This is a genomic window from Pedobacter namyangjuensis, from assembly GCF_003313325.1.
Taxonomy (GTDB): domain Bacteria; phylum Bacteroidota; class Bacteroidia; order Sphingobacteriales; family Sphingobacteriaceae; genus Pedobacter; species Pedobacter namyangjuensis.
In genome coordinates, this window is the sequence record NZ_QMHQ01000005.1 from 84,494 (window position 1) to 106,913 (window position 22,420).

General features: G+C 37.4%; 13 protein-coding genes. 12 read left to right on the forward strand and 1 reads right to left on the reverse strand.

Annotation, left to right across the window (positions count from 1 at the left end; translation table 11 throughout):
* The first annotated feature begins 192 nt into the window (after positions 1-192).
* Both DUT69_RS17975 and DUT69_RS17980 read left to right on the forward strand, forming a co-directional pair.
* On the forward strand, positions 193-3,471 hold the full coding sequence (locus tag DUT69_RS17975) for a SusC/RagA family TonB-linked outer membrane protein (protein ID WP_113654664.1): 3,279 nt from the start codon (positions 193-195) through the stop codon (positions 3,469-3,471).
* Positions 3,472-3,479: 8 nt separating this feature from the next.
* Positions 3,480-5,435 carry a RagB/SusD family nutrient uptake outer membrane protein gene (locus DUT69_RS17980; protein ID WP_240186757.1) on the forward strand — a complete coding sequence of 652 codons (1,956 nt, stop codon included), beginning with the start codon at positions 3,480-3,482 and terminating at the stop codon, positions 5,433-5,435.
* Positions 5,436-5,525: 90 nt separating this feature from the next.
* On the opposite strand, the gene DUT69_RS17985 is transcribed toward DUT69_RS17980, so the two are convergent.
* On the reverse strand, positions 5,526-6,272 hold the full coding sequence (locus DUT69_RS17985) for an NUDIX hydrolase (protein WP_113654666.1): 747 nt from the start codon (positions 6,270-6,272) through the stop codon (positions 5,526-5,528).
* Between the two features lie 170 nt (positions 6,273-6,442).
* On the opposite strand from DUT69_RS17985, the gene DUT69_RS17990 reads away from it, so the two are divergent.
* From DUT69_RS17990 to DUT69_RS18035, 10 genes are all read left to right on the forward strand, one after another.
* On the forward strand, positions 6,443-7,606 hold the full coding sequence (locus tag DUT69_RS17990; RefSeq protein WP_113654667.1) for an aldose epimerase family protein: 1,164 nt from the start codon (positions 6,443-6,445) through the stop codon (positions 7,604-7,606).
* Positions 7,607-8,056: 450 nt separating this feature from the next.
* Positions 8,057-10,036 (forward strand): alpha-L-arabinofuranosidase C-terminal domain-containing protein, encoded by a 1,980-nt coding sequence (locus tag DUT69_RS17995; RefSeq protein WP_113654668.1) that lies wholly within the window; start codon positions 8,057-8,059, stop codon positions 10,034-10,036.
* Positions 10,037-12,436, forward strand: coding sequence for a glycoside hydrolase family 127 protein (locus DUT69_RS18000; RefSeq protein ID WP_113654669.1), 2,400 nt, complete (start codon positions 10,037-10,039; stop codon positions 12,434-12,436).
* Between the two features lie 4 nt (positions 12,437-12,440).
* The gene (locus DUT69_RS18005) at positions 12,441-14,597 is read left to right on the forward strand and encodes a family 43 glycosylhydrolase (RefSeq protein ID WP_113654670.1); all 2,157 of its coding nucleotides are present in this window, start codon (positions 12,441-12,443) and stop codon (positions 14,595-14,597) included.
* A gap of 3 nt (positions 14,598-14,600) precedes the next feature.
* A complete protein-coding gene (locus DUT69_RS18010) occupies positions 14,601-15,722 on the forward strand; it encodes a glycoside hydrolase family 88/105 protein (protein ID WP_113654671.1) in 1,122 nt (373 codons plus the stop codon).
* Positions 15,723-15,732: 10 nt separating this feature from the next.
* Complete coding sequence (locus tag DUT69_RS18015; RefSeq protein WP_113654672.1) at positions 15,733-16,980, forward strand: DUF2264 domain-containing protein; 1,248 nt, start codon at positions 15,733-15,735, stop codon at positions 16,978-16,980.
* A gap of 5 nt (positions 16,981-16,985) precedes the next feature.
* Positions 16,986-18,521 (forward strand): alpha-N-arabinofuranosidase, encoded by a 1,536-nt coding sequence (locus tag DUT69_RS18020; RefSeq protein WP_113654673.1) that lies wholly within the window; start codon positions 16,986-16,988, stop codon positions 18,519-18,521.
* Entirely contained in the window at positions 18,522-19,835 is a 1,314-nt protein-coding gene (locus DUT69_RS18025; protein WP_113654674.1) for a BNR repeat-containing protein, read from the forward strand.
* Positions 19,836-19,931: 96 nt separating this feature from the next.
* A complete protein-coding gene (locus tag DUT69_RS18030; protein WP_113654731.1) occupies positions 19,932-21,041 on the forward strand; it encodes a glycoside hydrolase family 43 protein in 1,110 nt (369 codons plus the stop codon).
* A 20-nt stretch (positions 21,042-21,061) separates the two neighbouring features.
* Positions 21,062-22,114 carry a UDP-glucose--hexose-1-phosphate uridylyltransferase gene (locus DUT69_RS18035; RefSeq protein WP_113654675.1) on the forward strand — a complete coding sequence of 351 codons (1,053 nt, stop codon included), beginning with the start codon at positions 21,062-21,064 and terminating at the stop codon, positions 22,112-22,114.
* Positions 22,115-22,420: the final 306 nt, after the last annotated feature.

Genomic DNA, 22,420 nt, shown 5'->3' on the forward strand with positions numbered 1-22,420 from the left:
ATTTGGAGTTAATTTTTGTTTATCTAACTTAGATGTGACATAATAGCAACTAGCTATTTTATAACCAAATACTAAACCTGTTTTTTATTCAAATCTGAATAGTCCATCTCTACACAGTGGGTAACAAAACACTTGGTGCCAAGTTATAAGCGTTAAACAAACATTTATTAACCAAATTAAACTATTCTGATTATGAACAGTAATTCTACGCAATTAAGGTTTGCGTCTTTGCTACTCCTTTTTTTCCTAAGTTTAGGAATAAACGGGCTGTACGCTCAAGAAACAAACCGACAAATTAGCGGTACCGTTAAGGATTCGAAAACAGGCGAAACTATTCCTGGAGCAGGAGTAAAGCTGAAGGGAACGAGTAACGGTACCAGCTCAGATGCAGACGGAAAGTTTGTTTTAAGAGTGCCTGCAACGGGTATTCTTGAAATTACTTACATCGGCTACGACAAACAAGAGGTTGCACTTACCTCTAATAATGTTTACAATATCAATATTGTTGAAAATGCACAGATGTTGGAAGACGTTGTTGTAGTTGGATATGGAACGATGAAGAAAAAAGACCTTACTGGTTCAATTACTCAGATCAGACCAGATAAAATTGCTGATCAGAACCCAAACACAACGCAAGATATTCTTCGAGGAACGCCGGGTGTAACCGTTGGTTTTGATGCTTCTGCTAAAGGTGGCGGTTCAATCCAAATTCGTGGACAACGTTCTGTTTACACTGCAGGCGGACACAATGATCCTTTAATTATTTTGGATGGTACTATATTTTACGGTGAACTTTCGGAGATTAACCCGGATGATATTGATCAGATCGATATCCTAAAAGATGCATCTGCTTCTGCAGTTTACGGTGCAAAGTCGGCAAACGGTGTTTTAATCATCTCTACTAAAAAAGGTGTTAAAGGAAAACCGAAAATTAACTTTACTTCAAATTACGGTTTATCAACAATGGGTGCAAACCGTAACGTTTTTAATGGAGATGAGTATATGCAATACCGTAAAGATTGGTATACCGCTCCTACTTATGGTGTAAATTCAACAACTGGCGCTTATGAAGCTTACAGAACACCACTTTCTGCAACTGGCGGTGTAAATCGTCCAGGATTTTACGAAAGCCCAACTCCCGAAAATTTAGCCAAATATGGCGTTACGTTAGATCAATGGAAAGCGTATACCGCAAATGCAAATGGAACAGCGTCAGATAACGAAATTTGGGCAAAACGTTTGCTAATGCAAGGAACTGCATTAAATAATTTCTTAGGCGGGCAAACCTTTGACTGGTACGATCATAGTTTCCAGACAGCTGTTAATCAAGATTATAATATCAGTGCTTCTGGTGCTACAGATCAAATGAATTATTATATGTCCTTAGGATATCTTTCTAATGAAGGTGTTGCAGTAGGTAACGAATACAGAGCTGTACGATCGAATATTAAGGTTGAAGGAAAAATTAATAAGTGGTTAGAACTAGGCGCAAATGTTAACTTCCAGCATCGTACAGACGGAGATTTAGCAGTAGATTGGGGAAGACAAATTACTTTAAATGCTCCTTACGCAAGCTATAAAGATGCAAATGGTAATCTACTAGTTCATCCAATGGGAGATTTAATGGTAAATAATGTTGGTTATAACTACGATTTCAATCGTCAGTATTTAGACTTAGATAAAGGTTTTACGGTTTTGAATTCAATTTTAACTGCAAAAGTGAAGTTGCCATTTAATATTACTTATTCGTTCAACGGATCGCCGAGATATCAGTTTTTTCACGATCGCTATTGGGAGTCAGCCAGTCACCCAGATTGGAAAGCAACCAATGGTTTAGTTAATCGCGAGCAAACACAGCGTTTCGATTGGTCTATTAATAATACTTTAAATTGGGAACAAACATTTGCTCAAAAACATCGTGTTAACGTAACGTTGGTACAAGAGGCTGAGCAGAGACAATCTTGGAGAGATAGAATCGAAGCACGTAATATATTGCCGAGCGATGTTTTAGGTTATCACGAAACTTTTTATGGTGATAAGCAGAGAAGTTCTTTTGATTCAGACGATATCAAAGAAACTGCAGATGGTCTATTAGCTAGAGCGTTTTATTCTTATGATGATAGGTATATGTTTACAGGTTCATTTCGTAGAGATGGTTACTCGGCATTTGGCACATCAAATCCTCGAGCAAACTTCTTTTCTGTAGCCGCCGCTTGGACTTTTACCAATGAAAAATTTTTCAATTGGAAACCAATGACCAGCGGTAAACTAAGAGTTTCTTACGGTCAGAATGGTAATAGATCATTAGCCGATCCTTATTTAGCGCTTGCTAACTTAGGTGCTGGGGTAGGCGCTACGGCGGGTTACTTAGATGCCCAAGGCAATTTGATCCAATATAGATATTTAACAATTGGTCGTTTGGCTAATCCTTCTTTAAGTTGGGAGAAAACAGAATCACTAAATCTTGGTTTAGATTTCGGATTTTTAGACAACAGAATTTCCGGTAGCTTAGATTATTATGTTACACCAACCGTGGACATGATTATGAACAGAACGTTACCAGGTTTTACAGGTTTTGGTAGCATTACTACAAATCTTGGAAAAGTAGAAAACAGAGGTTTTGAGGTAACAATTAACTCTCGCAATATTGTTAAAGATAATTTTACTTGGAGTAGCACTTTTGGATTTTCTAAATATAAAAATACTATCGATCATCTTTATTATGTTTATGATAATGTACTTGATGCACAAGGAAATATTACTGGAACTAAAGAGAGAGATGATATCGCAAACGGTTGGTTTATCGGTCAACCGATTAGCGCTATTTGGAATTACCGTGTAACTGGCATTTGGCAAGCAAATGAAGCTACTGAAGCTGCAAGATATGGCCAGCGTCCTGGAGATCCAAAGGTTGCTAATAATCCAGCAAACGATAGAAGAAATGCTGACGGATCAATTACCCCAGTGTACGACGATAACGATAAGGAATTTATGGGTCAGAGTGCTCCGCCAATTATGTGGTCGCTTAGAAATGATTTTACTTACAAAAATTTTAATTTCTCATTCAACATGTATTCATATTGGGGGCATAAGAGCACCAACACAATTTATTTAAATCAAGATAATGGATCGTCTTTAGTTACTAATTTAGCTAACGCTTATAAAAAAGACTATTGGACATTAGAGAACCCGTCTAATAATGTAGCTCGTTTGGATGCAAAGGGACCTGCAGGTGTTAATTCTCCAGGTATGCTTTATGATCGTTCATTTATACGTTTAGAGAATGTCACTTTAGGATATACTTTGCCAACTTCACTACTGCAAAAAGTTGGTGTAGAAAGAGTAAAAGTTTACAGTACTGTAAGAAATCTTGCAGTTTGGGCTAAAGATAAAAATTGGGATTATTGGGATATTGAAACTGGTGGTTTAGCGCCTCGTACATATACTTTCGGGTTAAATGTTACATTTTAAAAAATAGAATGATGAAAAAGAATTTCAACAGATATAAAATTAATGGCATATTATCTAAATTTTTGGTAGTAGTTTTTGGAGCCATGATTACCTTTTCTGGGTGTAAAAGATCTTATTTACAGCCAGAGCCATTGTCACTTTTCGATCCGGACCAAACCTTCTCCACACGAGCTGGTTTAGATGCTGCAATGGCCATTTCTGATAGGCACTTACGTTCTTATTGGACTTATTTTGAGTACACCGATTTAGGACTGCCAATTAGCACAGAATATATGTTTTCTGACGTTGCTGTCGCAGCAAAAACTGATGATGGTGGTATCTTTGCCGATATTGCTACTAGATTAACACCTACAGATATGCCAGAGCGAGTTTCGTATTTCTGGAATGAAACATACAACGGTATTAAATACGCAAATACAATTCTTACTTATATCGATAGAGTTGATGGTCTAGACCAAGCAACTAAAGATCAATATAAAGGTAGAGCTTTATTTCACCGTTCGTTTCGTTACTTAGCACTTGCTTTTCAATTTAAAGATGTACCGTTAATTACCAAAATTTTGGAATCGCCAAAGGTTAATTTTAAAAGCACAAAACGCGAAGCCATTTTAGAAATGATTACAGCAGATATGGAACAGGCTGTACAGTGGGTTCCTGAGCAAGCACAAATGAGTTTAGTTGGTTTAATTAATAAAGGTGCTTGTAGGCAGCTACTAATCAAGTGTTATTTAGCTACAGGCCAGTATGACAAAGCTATACAGCAGGCCGATTTATTAATTAATGGTTCCGCATATACTTTAATGAATAACAATTTCGGAACATTTATTAACCCATACTCAGAAGCTTGGCCTGTAACACGTAACGTTATTTGGGATTTACATCGTCCAGAAAATAAAGCTATCAATGCCAATAAGGAAACTATTCTAGTAATGCCAAATCGTTTAAATACGGATATGGGTATTAAAATGAATACGATGCGTAATTGGTTGCCTTTAATCGACAATGCAGCTACAGCAACTCCTAGTGGCGGGCAAGCTGTCTTTTTCTATCCTAGAACTAACTCGGGTAATGCAAATGCAAATTACAGAGCTCAATATGACTATGTTCGTTCCTTGGGTCGTGGAATTGGTCACATACGTCCAACTTATTTTGCGCAAAAATCTCTTTGGGTAGTAAACGGCGTTAATGATGCAGGCGATTTACGACACAGCACTGCTGCGGGAAACTGGGTAACCATGGAATCTTTAAAATACAATAACCCGGCTAACACCACTTGGTTTGGGCAAAATGTACGTTTGCGCAGCGCAACCGGCACGCTTTTAAGTACGGATACTATTCGTAATTATTTCGATTGGCCTCACTACAAGTATTACATTGAAGACGCTAATGAGACTTTAAATACTAACGAAGCTAACCACAGAGGCGGTGCAGGCGACTGGTATTTTTACCGATTAGCTGAAACTTACTTGTTGAGAGCGGAAGCTAAGTTTTACAAAGGTGACATTGCAGGTGCAACTGCAGACGTTAATGCAATTAGAACCAGAGCAAAATGTACGCAGTTTTATACAGCCGTAACAATTGGCGACATTATGAATGAGCGTGCAAGAGAATTAAATATGGAAGAATGGCGCTTTACTGAACTAAGTCGCGTTTCGTATTGCTTGGCTAATAGTGGCAAAGCCGATGAGTTTGGCAGAACTTATACTGTAGCTAACTTAGCTACAAATAGTTACTGGTTCCAAAGAATTCAGTTCTATAATGATTTTTACAATAAAAATAAAGTTAGTGTTAGAAATCGTTCTTACACAATGGCACCTCACAATATTAGTTGGCCTATTCCACAAAGTGCGATAAATGCAAATACAGGAAATAAATTAAGCCAAAATCAAGGTTACAGTGGTTATAATGCCGGAGTTGATATATTCCAAACATGGCAGGAAGCTGTTGCTGATGAAAGTAAATAGTAGGAATTTATAACAATAGTAAAAGGGCTTTTTGGTAATCCAAAAAGCCCTTTTACATTATCTGATATTTATCACATCATCAAAACGAGATTAAGAAATCAGATTCTCTGGATTTGGAATAAAGTTGATGAACGATTGAAATTTAGCCTTATACTTTTTCTCGTCTAGTTTGTAGTAAAAAGCACCGCGTTTAGAATTAAACCTGTCTTTTTCGGCAAGCTTAATCAATAAACCGCTAGAATTAACTTTTCTAATAAAGTTTCGGTTATCGATTTTTGCATTGTAAACTTGCTCGTACAAGTTCTGTAATTGCGGGATAGTGAATTTTTTCGGTAACAACTCAAACAAAATAGGATGGAAGGCTGCCTTATACCTAATTCTATTTTTTGCCTTATCAACCATTTTATCATGGTCAAATATTAATTGCGGAGCTTCATTAATTAAAAACCATTCGGCATGGTAAGCATCGTTAATTTGTTCCTTGTATTTGTTAATGTCTATCAATGCAAAATAAGCTACAGAAATTGTACGCTCTATAGGATCCCGATCTGGCGTTCCGTAAGCTTTTAGCTGTTCTAAATAAACATTTTTTAAACCTGTGTTTTTTAACAGGATTCGCTCTGCGGCTTGATAGAGATTTTCGGCAGCTTCAATAAAACCGCCCATTAAACTCCACTGATCTTTTTGTGGTTCAATTGCTCTTTTTACTAATAAAATCTTTAACTGATCGCCATCGTAACCGAAAATTATACAGTCTACTGCAACGAGCGTTGGTGCTTGCTTTGGGTATTTATATGTTTTAACAGTTTTATCTTTTGTTTTTTCGTCTAACTTCATTAGGTTGCAATAATTATCGAGCTTTAATTGGCAGTATTAACATTAAAATTATAAATTTAAAATCAATTCGCAACATTAAACGTCATATTTACATAAATAAAATAAGCGTCACTAAAACGTTTTATTAATTTATCTATATTAGCAATAGAAAACCTAACCAAATATCAAAAATGAACAAAAGAAATTTAGCCTTAGTTGCTTTAGCACTTTCTAGCTTTTTAGTAGCTTGTAATAACCCAGAGAAATCTTCAAATAGCGTAAATGACACCACGAGTAGCGTCGTAAAATTAGATACTGGCGCCTACCAAAGAACCATTAATGGTAAGCAAACCAATCTTTATCAATTAACTAATAAAAATGGTGCTGTTGTACAGATAACCAATTACGGCGGCAGAATTATGTCTATTGTTGTGCCAGATAAGAATGGTAAACCAACAGATGTTGCTTTAGGTTACGACAGTGTACAATCTAATCAGAAAAAAGGTGAGCCGTTTTTTGGCGCATTAATTGGTCGTTACGGAAATCGCATTGCGAAAGGGAAATTTAACGTTGCTGGCAAACCTTATCAAGTGCAGGTAAATGACGGCGTAAATACGTTGCATGGAGGTACTGATGGCTTTTACTCGAAAGTTTGGGATGCGAAGAAAATTAACGATCAAACTTTGGAGTTGACTTATCTTTCTAAAGATGGCGAAGCTGGCTATCCGGGAAATGTTAACGTTAAAGTTGTTTATACCTTAACAGAAGATAACGCATTAAAAATAGATTATAGTGCAACTACAGATAAGGAAACGGTATTGAATTTAACTAATCATGCTTATTTTAATTTAAGTGGCGAAGGAAATTCTACCATTACAGATCACGAATTAACAATTGCAGCATCTGGTTTTACGCCAGTTGATACTACTTTAATCCCGACAGGTAAAATACAAGATGTAAAAGGAACGCCTTTTGATTTTACAAAAGCGAAAGTAATAGGGAAGGATATTGATGCGGCTGATGAACAATTGAAAAATGGAAAAGGTTATGATCACAATTTTGTGTTAGACAAAATTTCTTCAGATAAACCTGTAGCAATTGTAAAAAGTCCTATCAGTGGCATTACAATGGAAGTTTACACTACCGAACCTGGTATTCAGTTTTACAGTGGCAACTTTTTAACCGGTGCAGACAAAGACGGAAAAGGCGGTAAATCTTACGGTCATCGCTCTGCTTTTTGTTTAGAAACGCAACATTTTCCAGATTCTCCAAACCAACCTAGTTTCCCGTCTACTACCTTAAAACCTGGTAGTACATACCAAACTAGCACTACCTATAAGTTTTTAAATAAATAGGAGATATCCGCTAAATAAAAAACGGGCGCTGATGATTTAGGTTATCAATGCCCGTTTTTGCATTAAATCCACTGATTTAGAACTCAAAGCAATATATTGTTGGCCTAAAGCAATACAGCGTAATGATGTTGCTTCAACCTTTTAACCAAAACTAATAAACTTGTTACAGTCAAATCAACTTCTCATAACTAAAGCTTAAATAAATACTACCCCATTAAGAACTGCCGCAACAAAGCCTAAAAGTTAGGTTTTAATGATGTAAAGTTAGATTTCGGCGTTTTGTAAGAGCAAATGTGTGAGCTGAAAGTTTTCTTAACTAAAGCAATGACGGGTAATTAATCCAATTATTCAATAAATGTTAACTTGACGTTTAATTATAATTTCTTAAATTAGCCAAACCACTTAGTCTAATCGCTAATTGGCAACACAACCAAATGTAACCGATTAACAATGAAGTATAAGAAAAGCTTTGCGATTTCGATTTTAACGGCATTATTTTTAAGTGCCAATGCCCAAAAAGAAGCTACCCTTTTAGTAAACACCCAAAAAGCTGTTGCACCAATTGCGCCAACAATGTGGGGCGTTTTTTTTGAAGATATAAATTTAGGTGCCGATGGTGGCATTTACGCCGAGTTGGTAAAAAATCGATCTTTCGAGTTTTCTAAGCCATTAATGGGCTGGTCTGTTAAAGGTAAGAAGTTTGGCGAGGGCGATGTTTTAGTTCAGAATAGACAAGAACTCCAGATTTCCAATCCGCGTTTCTTACGTTTAAATATTAAGCAAGCCGCCAAAGGCGATGCAGGAATAACCAATGAAGGTTTTAGGGGAATGGGTATAAAAAAAGATATCAGGTATGATTTTTCTTTAATGTATCGCCAACTAAGAGGTAATGTTACCTTGCATTTAGAATTGGTTGATGATAAGAATAACGTAATCGGAATTGGCACGCTTAAACCAAACGCAACTAACGATGATTGGAATAAACAGCAAGCAAGTTTAGTAGCAATTGCTACGGTTGAAAAAGCCAAATTAAATATCTGGTTTGAAGGTAATGGTTTAATTGATTTAGATATGGTTTCACTTTTTCCTTCCGACACCTGGAAAGAGAGACCAGGCGGCATGCGTAAAGACATGATTCAGATGCTGGCCGATATGAAACCGGGTTTTATCCGTTTTCCAGGCGGTTGCATTGTTGAAGGAATCGATCTAGCTAATCGCTACCAATGGAAAAAAACAATCGGCCCAATAGAAGACAGACAATTAATTATGAACCGTTGGAATGTTGAGTTTGGCCACAGACCTACACCCGATTATTTTCAGACATTTGGTTTAGGTTTTTACGAATATTTTCAGTTGGCCGAAGATATTGGCGCAGAACCATTGCCAATTTTAAACTGTGGTATGGCTTGCCAATATAATACGGGCGAAGTGGTGCCGCTAGATCAATTGGGTCCTTACATACAGGATGCTTTGGATTTAATTGAATTTGCCAATGGCGATGCGACAACTGAATGGGGTAAAAAACGTATTGCGATGGGGCATAAGGAACCATTTAACCTAAAGTACCTAGGTGTTGGAAACGAGAATTGGGGGCCGCAGTATATTGAAAGAGCTAAACTTTTTAAGGATAAGATAAAAGAAAAATATCCAAACATTCAGCTAATTTACAGTTCTGGCACTGATCCCGATAGCGAACGCTATCACTTTTTAGATAAACAATTACGCAGCATTGGCGCCGATATTATTGATGAACATTATTACAGATCGCCAGATTGGTTTTTGAAAAACGCTGCCCGTTATGATAGTTTTGACAGAAAGGGGCCAAAGATATTTGCTGGCGAATATGCGGCACATGTTGATGGAAAAATAACAGGTAGCAATAGGAACATCTGGCAGGCTGCAATTGCAGAAGCTGCATTCATGACTGGCCTAGAAAGAAATGCGGAAGTTGTAACAATGGCTTCTTACGCACCTTTATTTGCACATGGCGAAGGTTGGCAATGGGCGCCCGATTTAATTTGGGTGAACAACTTAACCGTTTATGGAACGCCAAATTACGAAGTGCAAAAAATGTTTTCGGTTAATAAAGGTACACACGTACTTAATGCAAATTTAAACGGCAAACCATTAACAGGAGAAAACGGGCTTTATGCTTCGTCTGTAATAGATGAAAATAAAAAAGAAATTATCGTTAAAGTGGTAAATACTTCTGGCGAGGCAAAAAAGCAAACCTTAAGTTTTGAAGGGAATAAGAAGTTGGCTAGCCAAGTTTCAATCACCAGCATTTCGGCAGATTTGAATGATAAAAATGCTTTTGACAAGCCTCGAAATATTTATCCGAAGGAAGAGAAAGTTAAGATTAACGGTAAAAATTTAAACTTGAGCATACCAGCTAACGGTGTGGCGATGGTTAAAGTGGCTTATAAATAAATGATTTTAAAGGTAAATACTTCTCGTTTTTTTAAGAAACTAGCCTCGGTTGTTTTTTTATGCATATGCTTTGCTAACATCGCGTTAGCACAAAAAGTAACTGCCTTTAAAGCGCAGGAAGTAAAGTTGTTGCCGAGTATTTTCAAAAATGCCGAACAAACCGATTTAAGGTATATGTTGGCATTAGATGCCGATAAGCTTTTAGCTCCCTATCTTCGCGAAGCGGGATTACCTGCCAAAACAACATCATACACCAATTGGGAAAATACAGGTTTAGATGGGCACATAGGCGGACATTATTTAACGGCTTTGTCGCTTATGTACGCAAGCACTTCAAGCCCTAAAGTTGGAGATCGGTTAAATTACATGTTGACCGAGCTAAAAAGATGTCAAGATAAAAATGGCAATGGCTATATAGGCGGCGTTCCCGGTAGTAATGCGCTATGGCAAGACATCGCCAATGGCAAAATTCAGGTTGGTACATTCGATTTAAACAAAAAATGGGTGCCGCTTTATAATATTCATAAAACCATTGCCGGGTTAAAAGATGCTTACGTTTACACCAAAAATCCATTGGCAAAACAAATGCTTGTCGATTATGGAAACTGGTTTGTCTGGCTAACTTCGAAATTGAGCGATGAGCAAATACAACGTTTACTCATATCAGAATACGGTGGTTTAAATGAGGTATTTGCCGATTTGTACCAGATAACTTCCGATAAAAAGTATCTTAAACTTGCATACCAATTTTCTGACCTTAAAATCTTAAATCCGCTAGCAAAGCAAGAAGATAAACTAAGTGGTTTACATGCCAATACGCAAATTCCGAAAGTAATTGGTTTTAAACGAATTGCAACAGTAGGTAATGATAAGGCTTATAATACAGCCAGCAAATTTTTTTGGGAAACGGTAATTAATAACCGTACAGTTGCGCTTGGTGGCAATAGTGTAAGGGAGCATTTTAACCCTACTAACGATTTTTCTACGATGATTACGAGCGTAGAAGGGCCAGAAACCTGCAACAGCTACAACATGCTTAAGTTAACCAAATTGCTTTATGAGGATGAAGGCCTGAGCAGTTATATGGATTATTATGAGCGCACTTTGTATAACCACATTCTCTCTTCACAACATCCTACAAAAGGTGGCTTTGTTTACTTTACGCCTATGCGACCAGGTCACTACAGGGTTTATTCGCAACCGCAAACCAGTTTTTGGTGTTGTGTAGGTTCGGGCTTAGAAAATCATGCTAAATACAACGAGCTTATTTATGCGCATAGCGATGAAGAGTTGTTCGTTAACCTTTTCATCCCATCGGCAGTAAATTGGGAAGAGAAAGGTTTTAGCCTAGTACAAAATACAAGCTTCCCAGAAACAGAAACTACGTTACTTACTATTCAAAACGCCGGAAAAGGTAGCGTTGCGTTGCAAATTCGTTATCCTAATTGGGTAAAGCTAAACGAGCTTAAAGTAAAAGTTAATGGTAAAACCGAAAAAATTACCGCTAAACCTGGCAGCTACGTCAAATTGCAAAGGGTTTGGAAAAAAGGCGATCAGATTGAAATTGTTTTGCCCATGCATATCAAAGCAGAGCCGATGCCCGGAAAATCGCCTTATGTTGCACTATTAAATGGACCAATTTTGTTGGCTGCGAAAACCGATAGCACGAATTTAACCGGTCTGTTTGCAGATGATAGTAGAATGGGACACATTGCCGGCGGAACTCAATACCCTTTGCAAGATATGCCCTTGTTTGTCAGCAATCAAACAGATTATGCAACGCAAGTTTATCCTGTTAAGGGAAAAAGCCAAACTTTCAAGGCAAGCAACCTTATCTATCCGGCTGCGAAAAAGAATTTAGAATTAATACCATTTTACAAACTGCACGACAGCAGGTATATTGTGTACTGGCAAACGGTAAACGAGTCGGGTTTAGTTGCTATGAAAGCGCAATTAGCTAAAGAGGAGGCAGAAAAAGCTAAATTGTTAGCGCTAACTATAGATATGGTTTATCCTGGAGAGCAACAACCCGAGTCTGATCATTTTATAGAAATGGAAAACTCACAAAATGGTACGCACAGAGATCGTCATTGGCGCACTGCAAAAGGTTGGTTCAGTTACCAGTTAGCCAACCCTAAAAAAGAAAGTGCAGTACTAAGATTAACTTATTTTGGTAGAGATGCCAATAGAAATTTTCGAGTTTTGATAAACGATAAAGAGATAGCAAAAGTTAGCCTGGACGGAAAAATGGGCGATAAATTTTACGAGGTAGACTATCAGATACCAACTGAAATAACTAATAAAACAAATAAACTAAAAGTGAAATTTATTGCCGAAAACGGATCTGAAACTGCAGGGATTTACGAATTGCGATTAATGAGACACACAAACAACCTTTAATATAATGATGAGACCAAACAAAAGTAGATTTAAACCAAGAAGCCTTTTCGTTGCAGCATTTACAGGGATTTTAAGTATTTCTAACCTGTATGCGCAAAAAACAAACGCCTATCTTTTTACCTATTTTACTGGTAATACTGGTAACGAAGAAGCTATTCGTTTTGGAATTAGTAAGGATGGTTACAATTACAAGGCGCTAAACAACGATCAGCCGATAATCAGTTCTGCTAAAATTAGCTCTACTGGTGGTGTCAGAGATCCGCATATTTTACGCGGAGCAGATGGCAAGACTTTTTATATGGTAGTTACCGATATGGTTTCTGCAAGAGGTTGGGATTCTAATCGAGCAATGGTTTTGCTAAAATCTAACGATTTGATTAACTGGACGTCGAGCATTATCAACATTCAAAAGAAATATCCTAACCAAGAAAAGTTGTTGCGTGTTTGGGCGCCTCAAACAATTTACGATGCTAAAGCGAAAAAATACATGGTTTATTGGTCGATGAAACATGGCGATGGACCAGATATTATTTATTATTCTTACGCTAACGCTGATTTTACAGACTTAGAAACTGAACCAAAACAACTGTTTTTTAGTCCTACAAACGGTTCTTGCATTGATGGAGATATCATTTTTCATAATGGGAAATACCATTTGTTTTTTAAAACAGAAGGTGGCGGAAATGGAATTAAAAAAGCGGTTTCAACTAAACTTACAGAAGGTTATGTGTTAGAAGATAAATATTTGCAGCAAACTAAAGAGGCGGTAGAAGGTGCTGGAGTTTTCAAGTTAAATAATAGCAAGGATTATATTTTGATGTACGATGTTTATATGAAAGGTCGCTATCAGTTTACCAAAAGTGCTGATCTGGAGAATTTCAAAGTAGTAGATCAAGATGTGACAATGGATTTTCATCCAAGACATGGTACCGTTTTACCAATAACACAACAAGAATTAGAGCGTTTAACCGCAAAATGGTACAATGGTGCTACCATTCTTAAAACTGCTAAGTCAAATTCAATTAAAAAAAATAATATTGTTTTAGATACGGTTAATTCTACCGTTTACCTGCCTGTTAAGCCGGGTACTAATTTGGCTTCATTTGACCCTGAATTTGATAAAGGTTTAGATGTTGTTATTTCTCCCAAAGGTCCGTACAACTTTAGCAAAGGTCCAGTTAAAATTAACGTAAGTGTTGGCGGAAAAACTGCTAAAACCTACTCGGTTACAGTATCGGAAGATCACAATCCGGTATTAAACGGTTATTTTGCAGATCCTGAAATTCTTTATTCAAACAAAACCAAAAAATATCATCTCTATCCAACTAGCGACGGCTTTACAGGTTGGAGCGGTAATTTTTTCAAAAGCTTTTCTTCGCCAGATTTGGTTAATTGGACAGACGATGGTGTAATTATCGATTTGCCGAAAAATGTAACTTGGGCAAAAAGAAATGCTTGGGCGCCAACCATTGCCGAGAAAAAAGTAAATGGCGATTATAAATATTTCTACTATTTCACGGCGGCGCAGAAAATTGGTGTTGCCGTAGCAGATTTGCCGAATGGTCCTTTTAAAGATAGCGGAAAACCGTTAATAGCCAAAAGACCGAACGGTGTAAGAGGTGGTCAGGAAATTGATCCAGATGTTTTTACAGATCCACAAACCGGTAAAAGTTATTTGTATTGGGGCAATGGCTATATGGCAGTTGCGCCATTAAATGATGATATGATTTCTATCGATACCAATGCAATTAAAGTTATTACGCCAGACAATACTTTTAGAGAAGGTGCCGAAGTTTTTTATCGTAATGGAAAGTATTATTTCTTGTGGTCTGAAGACGATACCAGAAGCGAAAACTACCGAGTAAGATATGGTTATTCAGATTCTCCAACAGGAAAAATTATTATTCCGAAAGATAATCTGATTTTAGCTAAAGACCCAAATTTGGCCATTTTTGGAACAGGACATAACAGCGTAATCCAAGTGCCTGGCAAAGACGAATGGTATATTGTTTATCATCGTTTTACGAGGCCAAATGGCATAACAATGGGCGATGCAGCGGGCTATAACCGTGAAGTTTGCATAGATAAAATGGAGTTTAATGCTGATGGAAGCATTAAAAAAGTAACACCAACTTTAACAGGAATTAAACCAGTAAAATAAATTATGAACAAGCGTTTTTTAACTTTCTTGCTAATGCTTTTTGTAGCTTTTAAGCTACAGGCACAACCACTGCCGAAAAAGGCAGATGTTCTGGCAACCATTAACAAAGCAAATACTTACTGGCAAAGCAATAACAAACCAGAGCGCCGAGCATTTTGGGATCATGCGGCTTACCACACAGGTAATATGGAAGTTGTTGCCCTTACAAAAAATGAAACTTACCGAAAATATTCTGAAGATTGGGCCGAGTATAATAAATGGATGGGCGCTAAATCTACAGACAAAAGCAAGTGGAAATACAGCTATGGCGAAAAAGACGAATACGTGCTTTTTGGCGATTGGCAGATCTGTTTTCAAACTTATATTGACTTGTATAACTTAAAGCCCGAAGCACACAAAGTTGCTAGAGCGAAAGAGGTAATGGAATACCAAATGAGCACTACCGCTAACGATTATTGGTGGTGGGCAGATGGTTTGTACATGGTAATGCCCGTAATGACCAAAATGCACAAACTTACCGGTAATAAACAATATTTAGATAAGCTTTACGAGTACTTTATGTATGCCAATAGTATCATGTACGATAAGGAAGAAAAATTATACTATCGCGATGCGAAATATGTTTACCCAAAACATAAAAGCGCTAACGGCAAGAAAGATTTTTGGGCCAGAGGCGATGGTTGGGTTTTCGCCGGTTTGGCCAAGGTTCTACAAGATTTACCTGCTAACGATAAACATAGAAAAGAATATGTAACCAAATACAAAAACATGGCAAAAGCGATTTTGAAAAGTCAGCAGGCCGAGGGTTACTGGACACGTAGCATGTTAGATCCACAGCACGCACCCGGACCAGAAACTAGCGGAACAGCATTTTTTACTTACGGTTTGCTTTGGGGTATTAACAACGGTTATTTAAAAGAAAAAACATATAAAAAAGCTGCGCTACAAGGATACGAATACCTAACTAAAACAGCTTTGCAGGAAAGTGGTAAAATCGGTTATGTACAACCAATTGGAGAAAAGGCAATTCCGGGGCAGGTGGTTGACGCAAACTCTACTGCAGATTTCGGTGTAGGCGCTTTTTTATTGGCTAACTGCGAAATGTATAGGTATCTAAAAAACTAATAACTAGAAAATGATATTCAAAAAAATAACTGTTGCAATCTTTGCTATTGCCATTGGTTTTACACCAGTTTTTGCGCAAAAGAAGAACGCTGCAAAAAAGCAAGAAGCATTAACCGATCGCCAATTTTGGTTAAATGAAATGGATAAAATGGTTAGGCCCGTGCTTTACAGTTTAGCCAAAGACAGTTTGCGTATTAACATGCCGCAAACTACTTCTATCCATGTAGATAATAAAGAGCACAGAATTAAAGTACAGTACGTAGAAGTTTTGGGCAGAGTTTTAAGTGGTATTGCGCCTTGGTTGCAATTAGAAGGTGGCACTGAAAAGGAAATCGCTCTGCGTAAACAATACCGAGAGTGGGCTATACAAGGCATTAAAAACTCTTTAGATTCTAATGCAAAAGATTTCATGAGATATGATATTGGCGGTCAGCAATTAGTAGATGCATCTTTTGTAGCTATTGCATTTGTACGTGCGCCTTGGCTTTGGGAAAACTTAGATAAAAAGAACCAGGAGCTAATGATGAAATCTATCGTAACTACGAAGAGATTTAAACCGGTATTTTCTAACTGGTTGTTATTCTCAGCAATGAACGAAGCTTTTTTAGCCAAGTTTGGTTACGAATGGGATGTAATGCGTGTAGATTATGCTTTGCAACAAATGGAGCAATGGTATGTGGGCGACAGTATGTATAAAGATGGTACTTCATTCGCATTTGATTATTATAACAGCTTTGTAATTCATCCTTATTTAGCGGGCATAGCCGATGTGGTAAAGAAAAAAACGAACGCTTACAACGGCATGTTCGAAAAGATAAAAAAACGTAACGAACGTTTTGCGGTAATCCAGGAAAGGTTAATCAATACAGACGGAACTTTCCCTGCTACGGGCCGTTCGTTAATTTATCGTGGTGCTGCATTTCATCATTTGGCAGATATGGCTTGGCGCAAAGCATTGCCAAAACAACTTAGCCCAGAGCAAGTTAGGGGTGCGTTAACTGCGGTGATTAAAAAAACGTTAGAGAGCCCAACTACATATAAAAATGGTTGGCTAACAATCGGTTTGTATGGTTCGCAACCAGAAATTGGCGATTTCTATAACAATCAAGGTAGTCCGTATTTAGCTACGGCGATATTTTTGCCTCTAGGTTTACCAGATTCAGATCCATTTTGGGCAAATCCGCCCGCTAAATGGAGTGCTCAAAAAGTTTGGAGTGGCGAGGATTTCAAAAAAGATCACGCAGAAGAAATTAAATAAACTTTATGAAAAAAATCATTCTGGTCTGCACTACAGCGTTGTTAAGTTTAAATGTCACTGCACAAACAGTACATGCTAAAGTAGAAGATAATTCAAAAATTTTAATTAGCAGGCATATTTACGGCCAATTTGCAGAGCATTTGGGTCGTAGCATTTACGATGGCTTTTGGGTTGATAAAAAACTCGACGTAAAAAAGCAGGGCAGAATCAGGTTAGATATTGTAGAGGCGCTCAAGAAAATTCAAATTCCTAATTTAAGGTGGCCTGGTGGTTGTTTTGCCGATGAATACCATTGGAGAGACGGAATTGGTAAGCCTAAAAATCGCCCAAAAATGGTTAACACGCATTGGGGTGGCGTAACCGAAGATAATAGCTTTGGCACACACGAGTTTTTAGAACTTTGTAAACTACTTGGTACTGAACCTTACATTTCAGCAAATGTGGGTAGCGGCACGCCCGAGGAAATGAGCAAATGGGTAGAGTACCTAAACTTTAAAGGCGAAAGTCCCATGAGTAAACTTCGCAAAGAAAACGGCCACGAAGAACCTTTTAATGTTAGCTTTTGGGGTGTAGGTAACGAAAGTTGGGGCTGTGGTGGTAATATGACCGCAGATTATTACAGTAACGAATACCGTAGATATGCAACTTTTGCTAAAGACTACCCGGGCATAAAATTAAAGAAAATTGCTGGTGGCGCTAACGACTTCGATTACAACTGGACCGAAACGGCTATGAAAGTAATTGGTCAGCGTATGTGGGGTTTATCTTTACACTACTACACTTTGCCAACGGGTAATTGGGGCAAAAAAGGTTCGGCAACGGGATTTAATGAGCAAGAATATTTTAACACGATGGAGCGTGCGTTAAAAATGGATGAGCTGGTTACCAAACACTCGGCTATTATGGATAAATACGACCCTAAAAAAAATGTTGCTTTAGTGGTAGACGAATGGGGAATTTGGACAGACGTAGAACCGGGAACAAATCCAGGTTTTCTGTTTCAGCAAAATAGCTTAAGAGATGCATTAATTGCAGGTAGTACGCTAAACATCTTCCATAAACATGCTGAAAGAGTTAAAATGGCAAACTTGGCACAAACCGTAAACGTGTTACAATCCCTAATTTTAACGGAAAAAGAAAAAATGCTTTTAACACCTACTTATCATGTTTTTGATATGTACAAGGTACATCAAGACGCTATGCTTTTGCCTATCAGTTTCGAGTCGCCTTCTTACGTCTTAAACGGAAAAAAGATCCCAGCAGTAAATGCATCGGCTTCCAAAGACAAAAATGGCGTAGTGCATATCTCTTTCGTTAATTTAGATAACAGCAGAAGCATAGAGGTTAATACAGATTTGGGTAATATTAATTTTAGCAAAGCTGATGGACAAATCCTAACCTCTGCAAACGTAAATGATTACAACTCGTTTACTCAACCCGATAAAATCAAACTGAACACTTTTTCAGGTGCTACAAAAAACGGTAATAAGTTGTCGGTTACATTACCGGCACATTCCATCGTAACTTTAACATTAAACTAAATGAACCGAAAAATAACCTTTAGTATTATCGGATTTTTATTGTTTGCAATAACCGCAATGGCGCAAAATGCAAATTTGCATACCGTTGCAAACAATGGTTGGGCAAACAATTCGGTAAACACGGTCATTTTCCGTAAAAATGCCTTAACAAGTTATAAAGGTGTTCAATACATTGCTTATTACGACGATGAACAATTTGTGGTATTAGGCAAAAGAAAGATTAAAACCCAAAAATGGGAATTGTTGCGTACAAAATATAAAGGAGATGCCAGCGATGCCCATAAATCCATTAGTATTATGGTAGACGGTGCTGGCATTTTGCATTTAGCCTGGGGCCAACATAATAATAAACTAAACTACGCAAAGGCGATAAAAGCCGGAAGTTTAGTAATGGGCGAGAAGTTGGAAATGATTGGGGAGAAAGAAACCAAGGTTAGCTATCCAGAGTTTTACAAGCTGGCCAATGGCGATGTTTTGTTTTTCTACAGAGATGGTGGATCTGGCAATGGTAATTTGATGATCAATCGTTACCAAACCAAAACTCAGAAATGGATTAGAGTACAAGACAATTTGATTGATGGCGAAGGGAAACGAAATGCTTACATCCAAACTACAGTAGACGTAAAAGGTACAATTCATGTGTCTTGGGTTTGGCGAGAAAGTCCAGATGTGGCCAGTAACCACGACTTGTGTTACGCAAAATCTACTGATGGTGGTTTAACCTGGCAAAAGTCTGATGGAGAAAAGTATCAATTGCCAATAAACTCAGCTAATGCAGAATATGCTTTGAAAATTCCTCAAAATAGCGAACTGATTAATCAAACATCAATGTTTGCCGACGAAAATGGTTTTCCTTTTATTGCCACGTACTGGCGAGAAAAAGGAGAAACTGTGCCTCAATATCACCTAGTGTACAAAAGCCAAGCGCAGTGGGAAGTAAAAAACTTAGGTTTTAGAAAAACGGGCTTTACATTAAGTGGTGGTGGTACCAAAAAAATTCCTATTGCCCGCCCGCAACTAATTGCTTGGAAAAATGGCAAAAACATTGCGGTAGCATTAATTTATAGAGATATAGAACGTGGCAGCAAGGTTTCTATGGCTTTAAACAACAACTTAAATAACAACAACTGGGAAATTAGCGACCTAACTGAAACGAGCGTAGGGGAGTGGGAGCCTGCTTATGATACCGATCTTTGGGCGAAAGAAAAAATAATGAACTTATTTGTGCAAAAAGTTGAACAGGTAGATGGAGAGGGAAAGGCTAATGCTAAACCAACACTTATTCAAGTATTAACATGGAAACCTTTTAATTAATAATTTAATGGCCGAAAAGCCAAAAAGCATTTTGCAAATTCATTAATAAATGTAAATTTGACGTTTATTATTTCTTTAAAAATCAACCTAAAACCAATGAAGAAATTTTTTAATACACTTACGTGTTTATTATTGCTAATCAGCTTAAAGTCTGTTGCGCAAAGCGAGAAATATACAGCTTTTGAACCTGGCAAAATTTGGAAAGACGATAAAGGCGTACATATAAATGCGCATGGCGGAGGAATTATCTTCCACAAAGGATTGTATTATTGGTTTGGCGAACATAAAATTGCCGGACCAAGAGGAAACAGTGCGCAAGTAGGCGTACATGCTTATTCATCAAAAGATTTATATAATTGGAAAGATGAAGGAATTGCGTTGCAAGTAAGCGAAGACCCGGCAAGCGATATTGTTAAAGGTAGTATTATAGAGCGACCAAAAGTGGTTTATAATAAAAAAACCAAAAAGTTTGTAATGTGGTTTCACTTAGAGCTTAAAGGCAAAGGTTACGCTGCGGCACATGCGGGTGTTGCTACAGCAGATAAGATTAATGGCCCTTACAAATTCATTAAAAGCTATAGGCCAAATGCGGGTAAAATGCCCTTTTATCCGGCCGGAACTCCAGCAGACAAAATTGTTAACTGCGAAAAACCAGCTAATACTTACGATGGCTATTTCTGCAGAGACTTGCCGGGTGGCCAAATGGCTAGAGACATGACCGTTTTTATTGATGATGATGGCAAAGCTTACCATGTATTTTCTGCTGAGGAAAACTATACATTAAATATTGCCGAGTTAAGTGATGATTATACTTCACATACCGGAAAGTTTATTAGAATGTACGTAGGATTTCAGACGGAAGCTCCGGCAGTGTTTAAAAGAAACGGAAAGTATTATATGATTGGTTCAGGCTGTACAGGCTGGGATCCAAATCCGGCTCGTTGGTTTATCGCCGATAATATTTGGGGCAAATGGGAATACAAAGGCAACCCTACTATTGGAGAGGGAAGTAAACTAACTTACGGCGGGCAAAGCACGCACGTACTACCCGTACAAGGAAAAAAAGATGCCTTTATTTTTATGGCTGATAAATGGACACCAAAAAATCCAATTGATGGTAGATATTTATGGTTGCCAATTACTTTTAAAGGAGATGATATAGAAATAAGCTGGAAAGATAGCTGGGATTTAAAATCTTTCAAATAATAAAAAACACGCACCAACAAATGAAACAAGAATTTATTTTAGAAGAACATCCGCACACGCGATTAAACATTTTAACCGGAGAATCTGTATTGGTTTCTCCACATCGTAGCAAACGCCCTTGGCAAGGTAAGGTTGAAGATCTGGCTCCAGATAATAGGCCAGCTTACGATCCATCTTGTTATCTGTGCGCCGGTAATAAACGCTCAGACGGAACACAAAATCCAGATTACAAAGACAGCTTTGTTTTTGTAAATGATTTTTCGGCTTTGCTACAAGATACACCAGATGGAGAATTAAATGACGGCGGTTTATTGGTGGCAAAAAGTGCAAAAGGTATTTGTAAGGTAATAAGTTTTACGCCAGAGCATAATTTAACCTTACCAGAAATGAGTGTAGAGGCCATTACAAAAGTGGTAAATTTATGGCAAGACGAATATATATCACTTCGTGCAAATAGCTGGATTAAATATATCCAGATTTTCGAGAACAAAGGCGAAATTATGGGTTGCAGTAATCCGCATCCACACGGGCAAATTTGGGCACAAGCGAGCATCCCGCAAGAGGTGTTAAAAGAATGCCAAAGCCAAAAAAAACACTTTGCTATTAACGGAAAAAGCTTATTAAGTGCTTATTTGGAACTTGAGTTGGAAAAACAAGAACGTATACTTTTTGAAAATAAACATTTTGTGGTTTTAGTTCCGTTTTGGGCAGTTTGGCCTTTTGAGACTATGATCATCAGCAAAAAGCATGTTACTGATATTTCTTATTTTAATACCTTGGAGAAAAAAGCTTTAGCGGAAGCAATAAAGTGGTTAACTACCAGATACGATAATCTTTTCCAAACTTCTTTCCCATACTCGGCTGGTATGCACCAAATGCCTGTTAATAGTGGTAATTTACCAGAATGGCATTGGCACATGCATTTTTATCCGCCTTTATTACGTTCGGCAACGGTTAAGAAATTTATGGTAGGGTATGAGTTGTTGGCAAATCCGCAACGCGATATTACACCAGAGTATGCAGCACAAAGATTAAGAGAATTGCCTGATTTACACTATAAAAGCTCAATGTAAAATTGATGTTAAAATAAAGCAGCTAAATGGTAATATTCGATTAACTATTAGAATAAGAGCTTTGTAATTTTAATAAACGTCAAAATAACAATTATATTGTCGTATTATTAAAATTTATGCAAACATATTACTATCAGCAACATAGCACAAAAACTGCGTTTACAGCGGTCAGATTGCATTAAGTAAATAAATAAATTATTTTTTGATTTTTTTATTTGCTTAATGCAATTTTTTTTTTCTACATTTATAATTGTTAATTTAACGTTTATTATTTAAGCCTACCAAATAGCAATTTGCCAAGTTGGA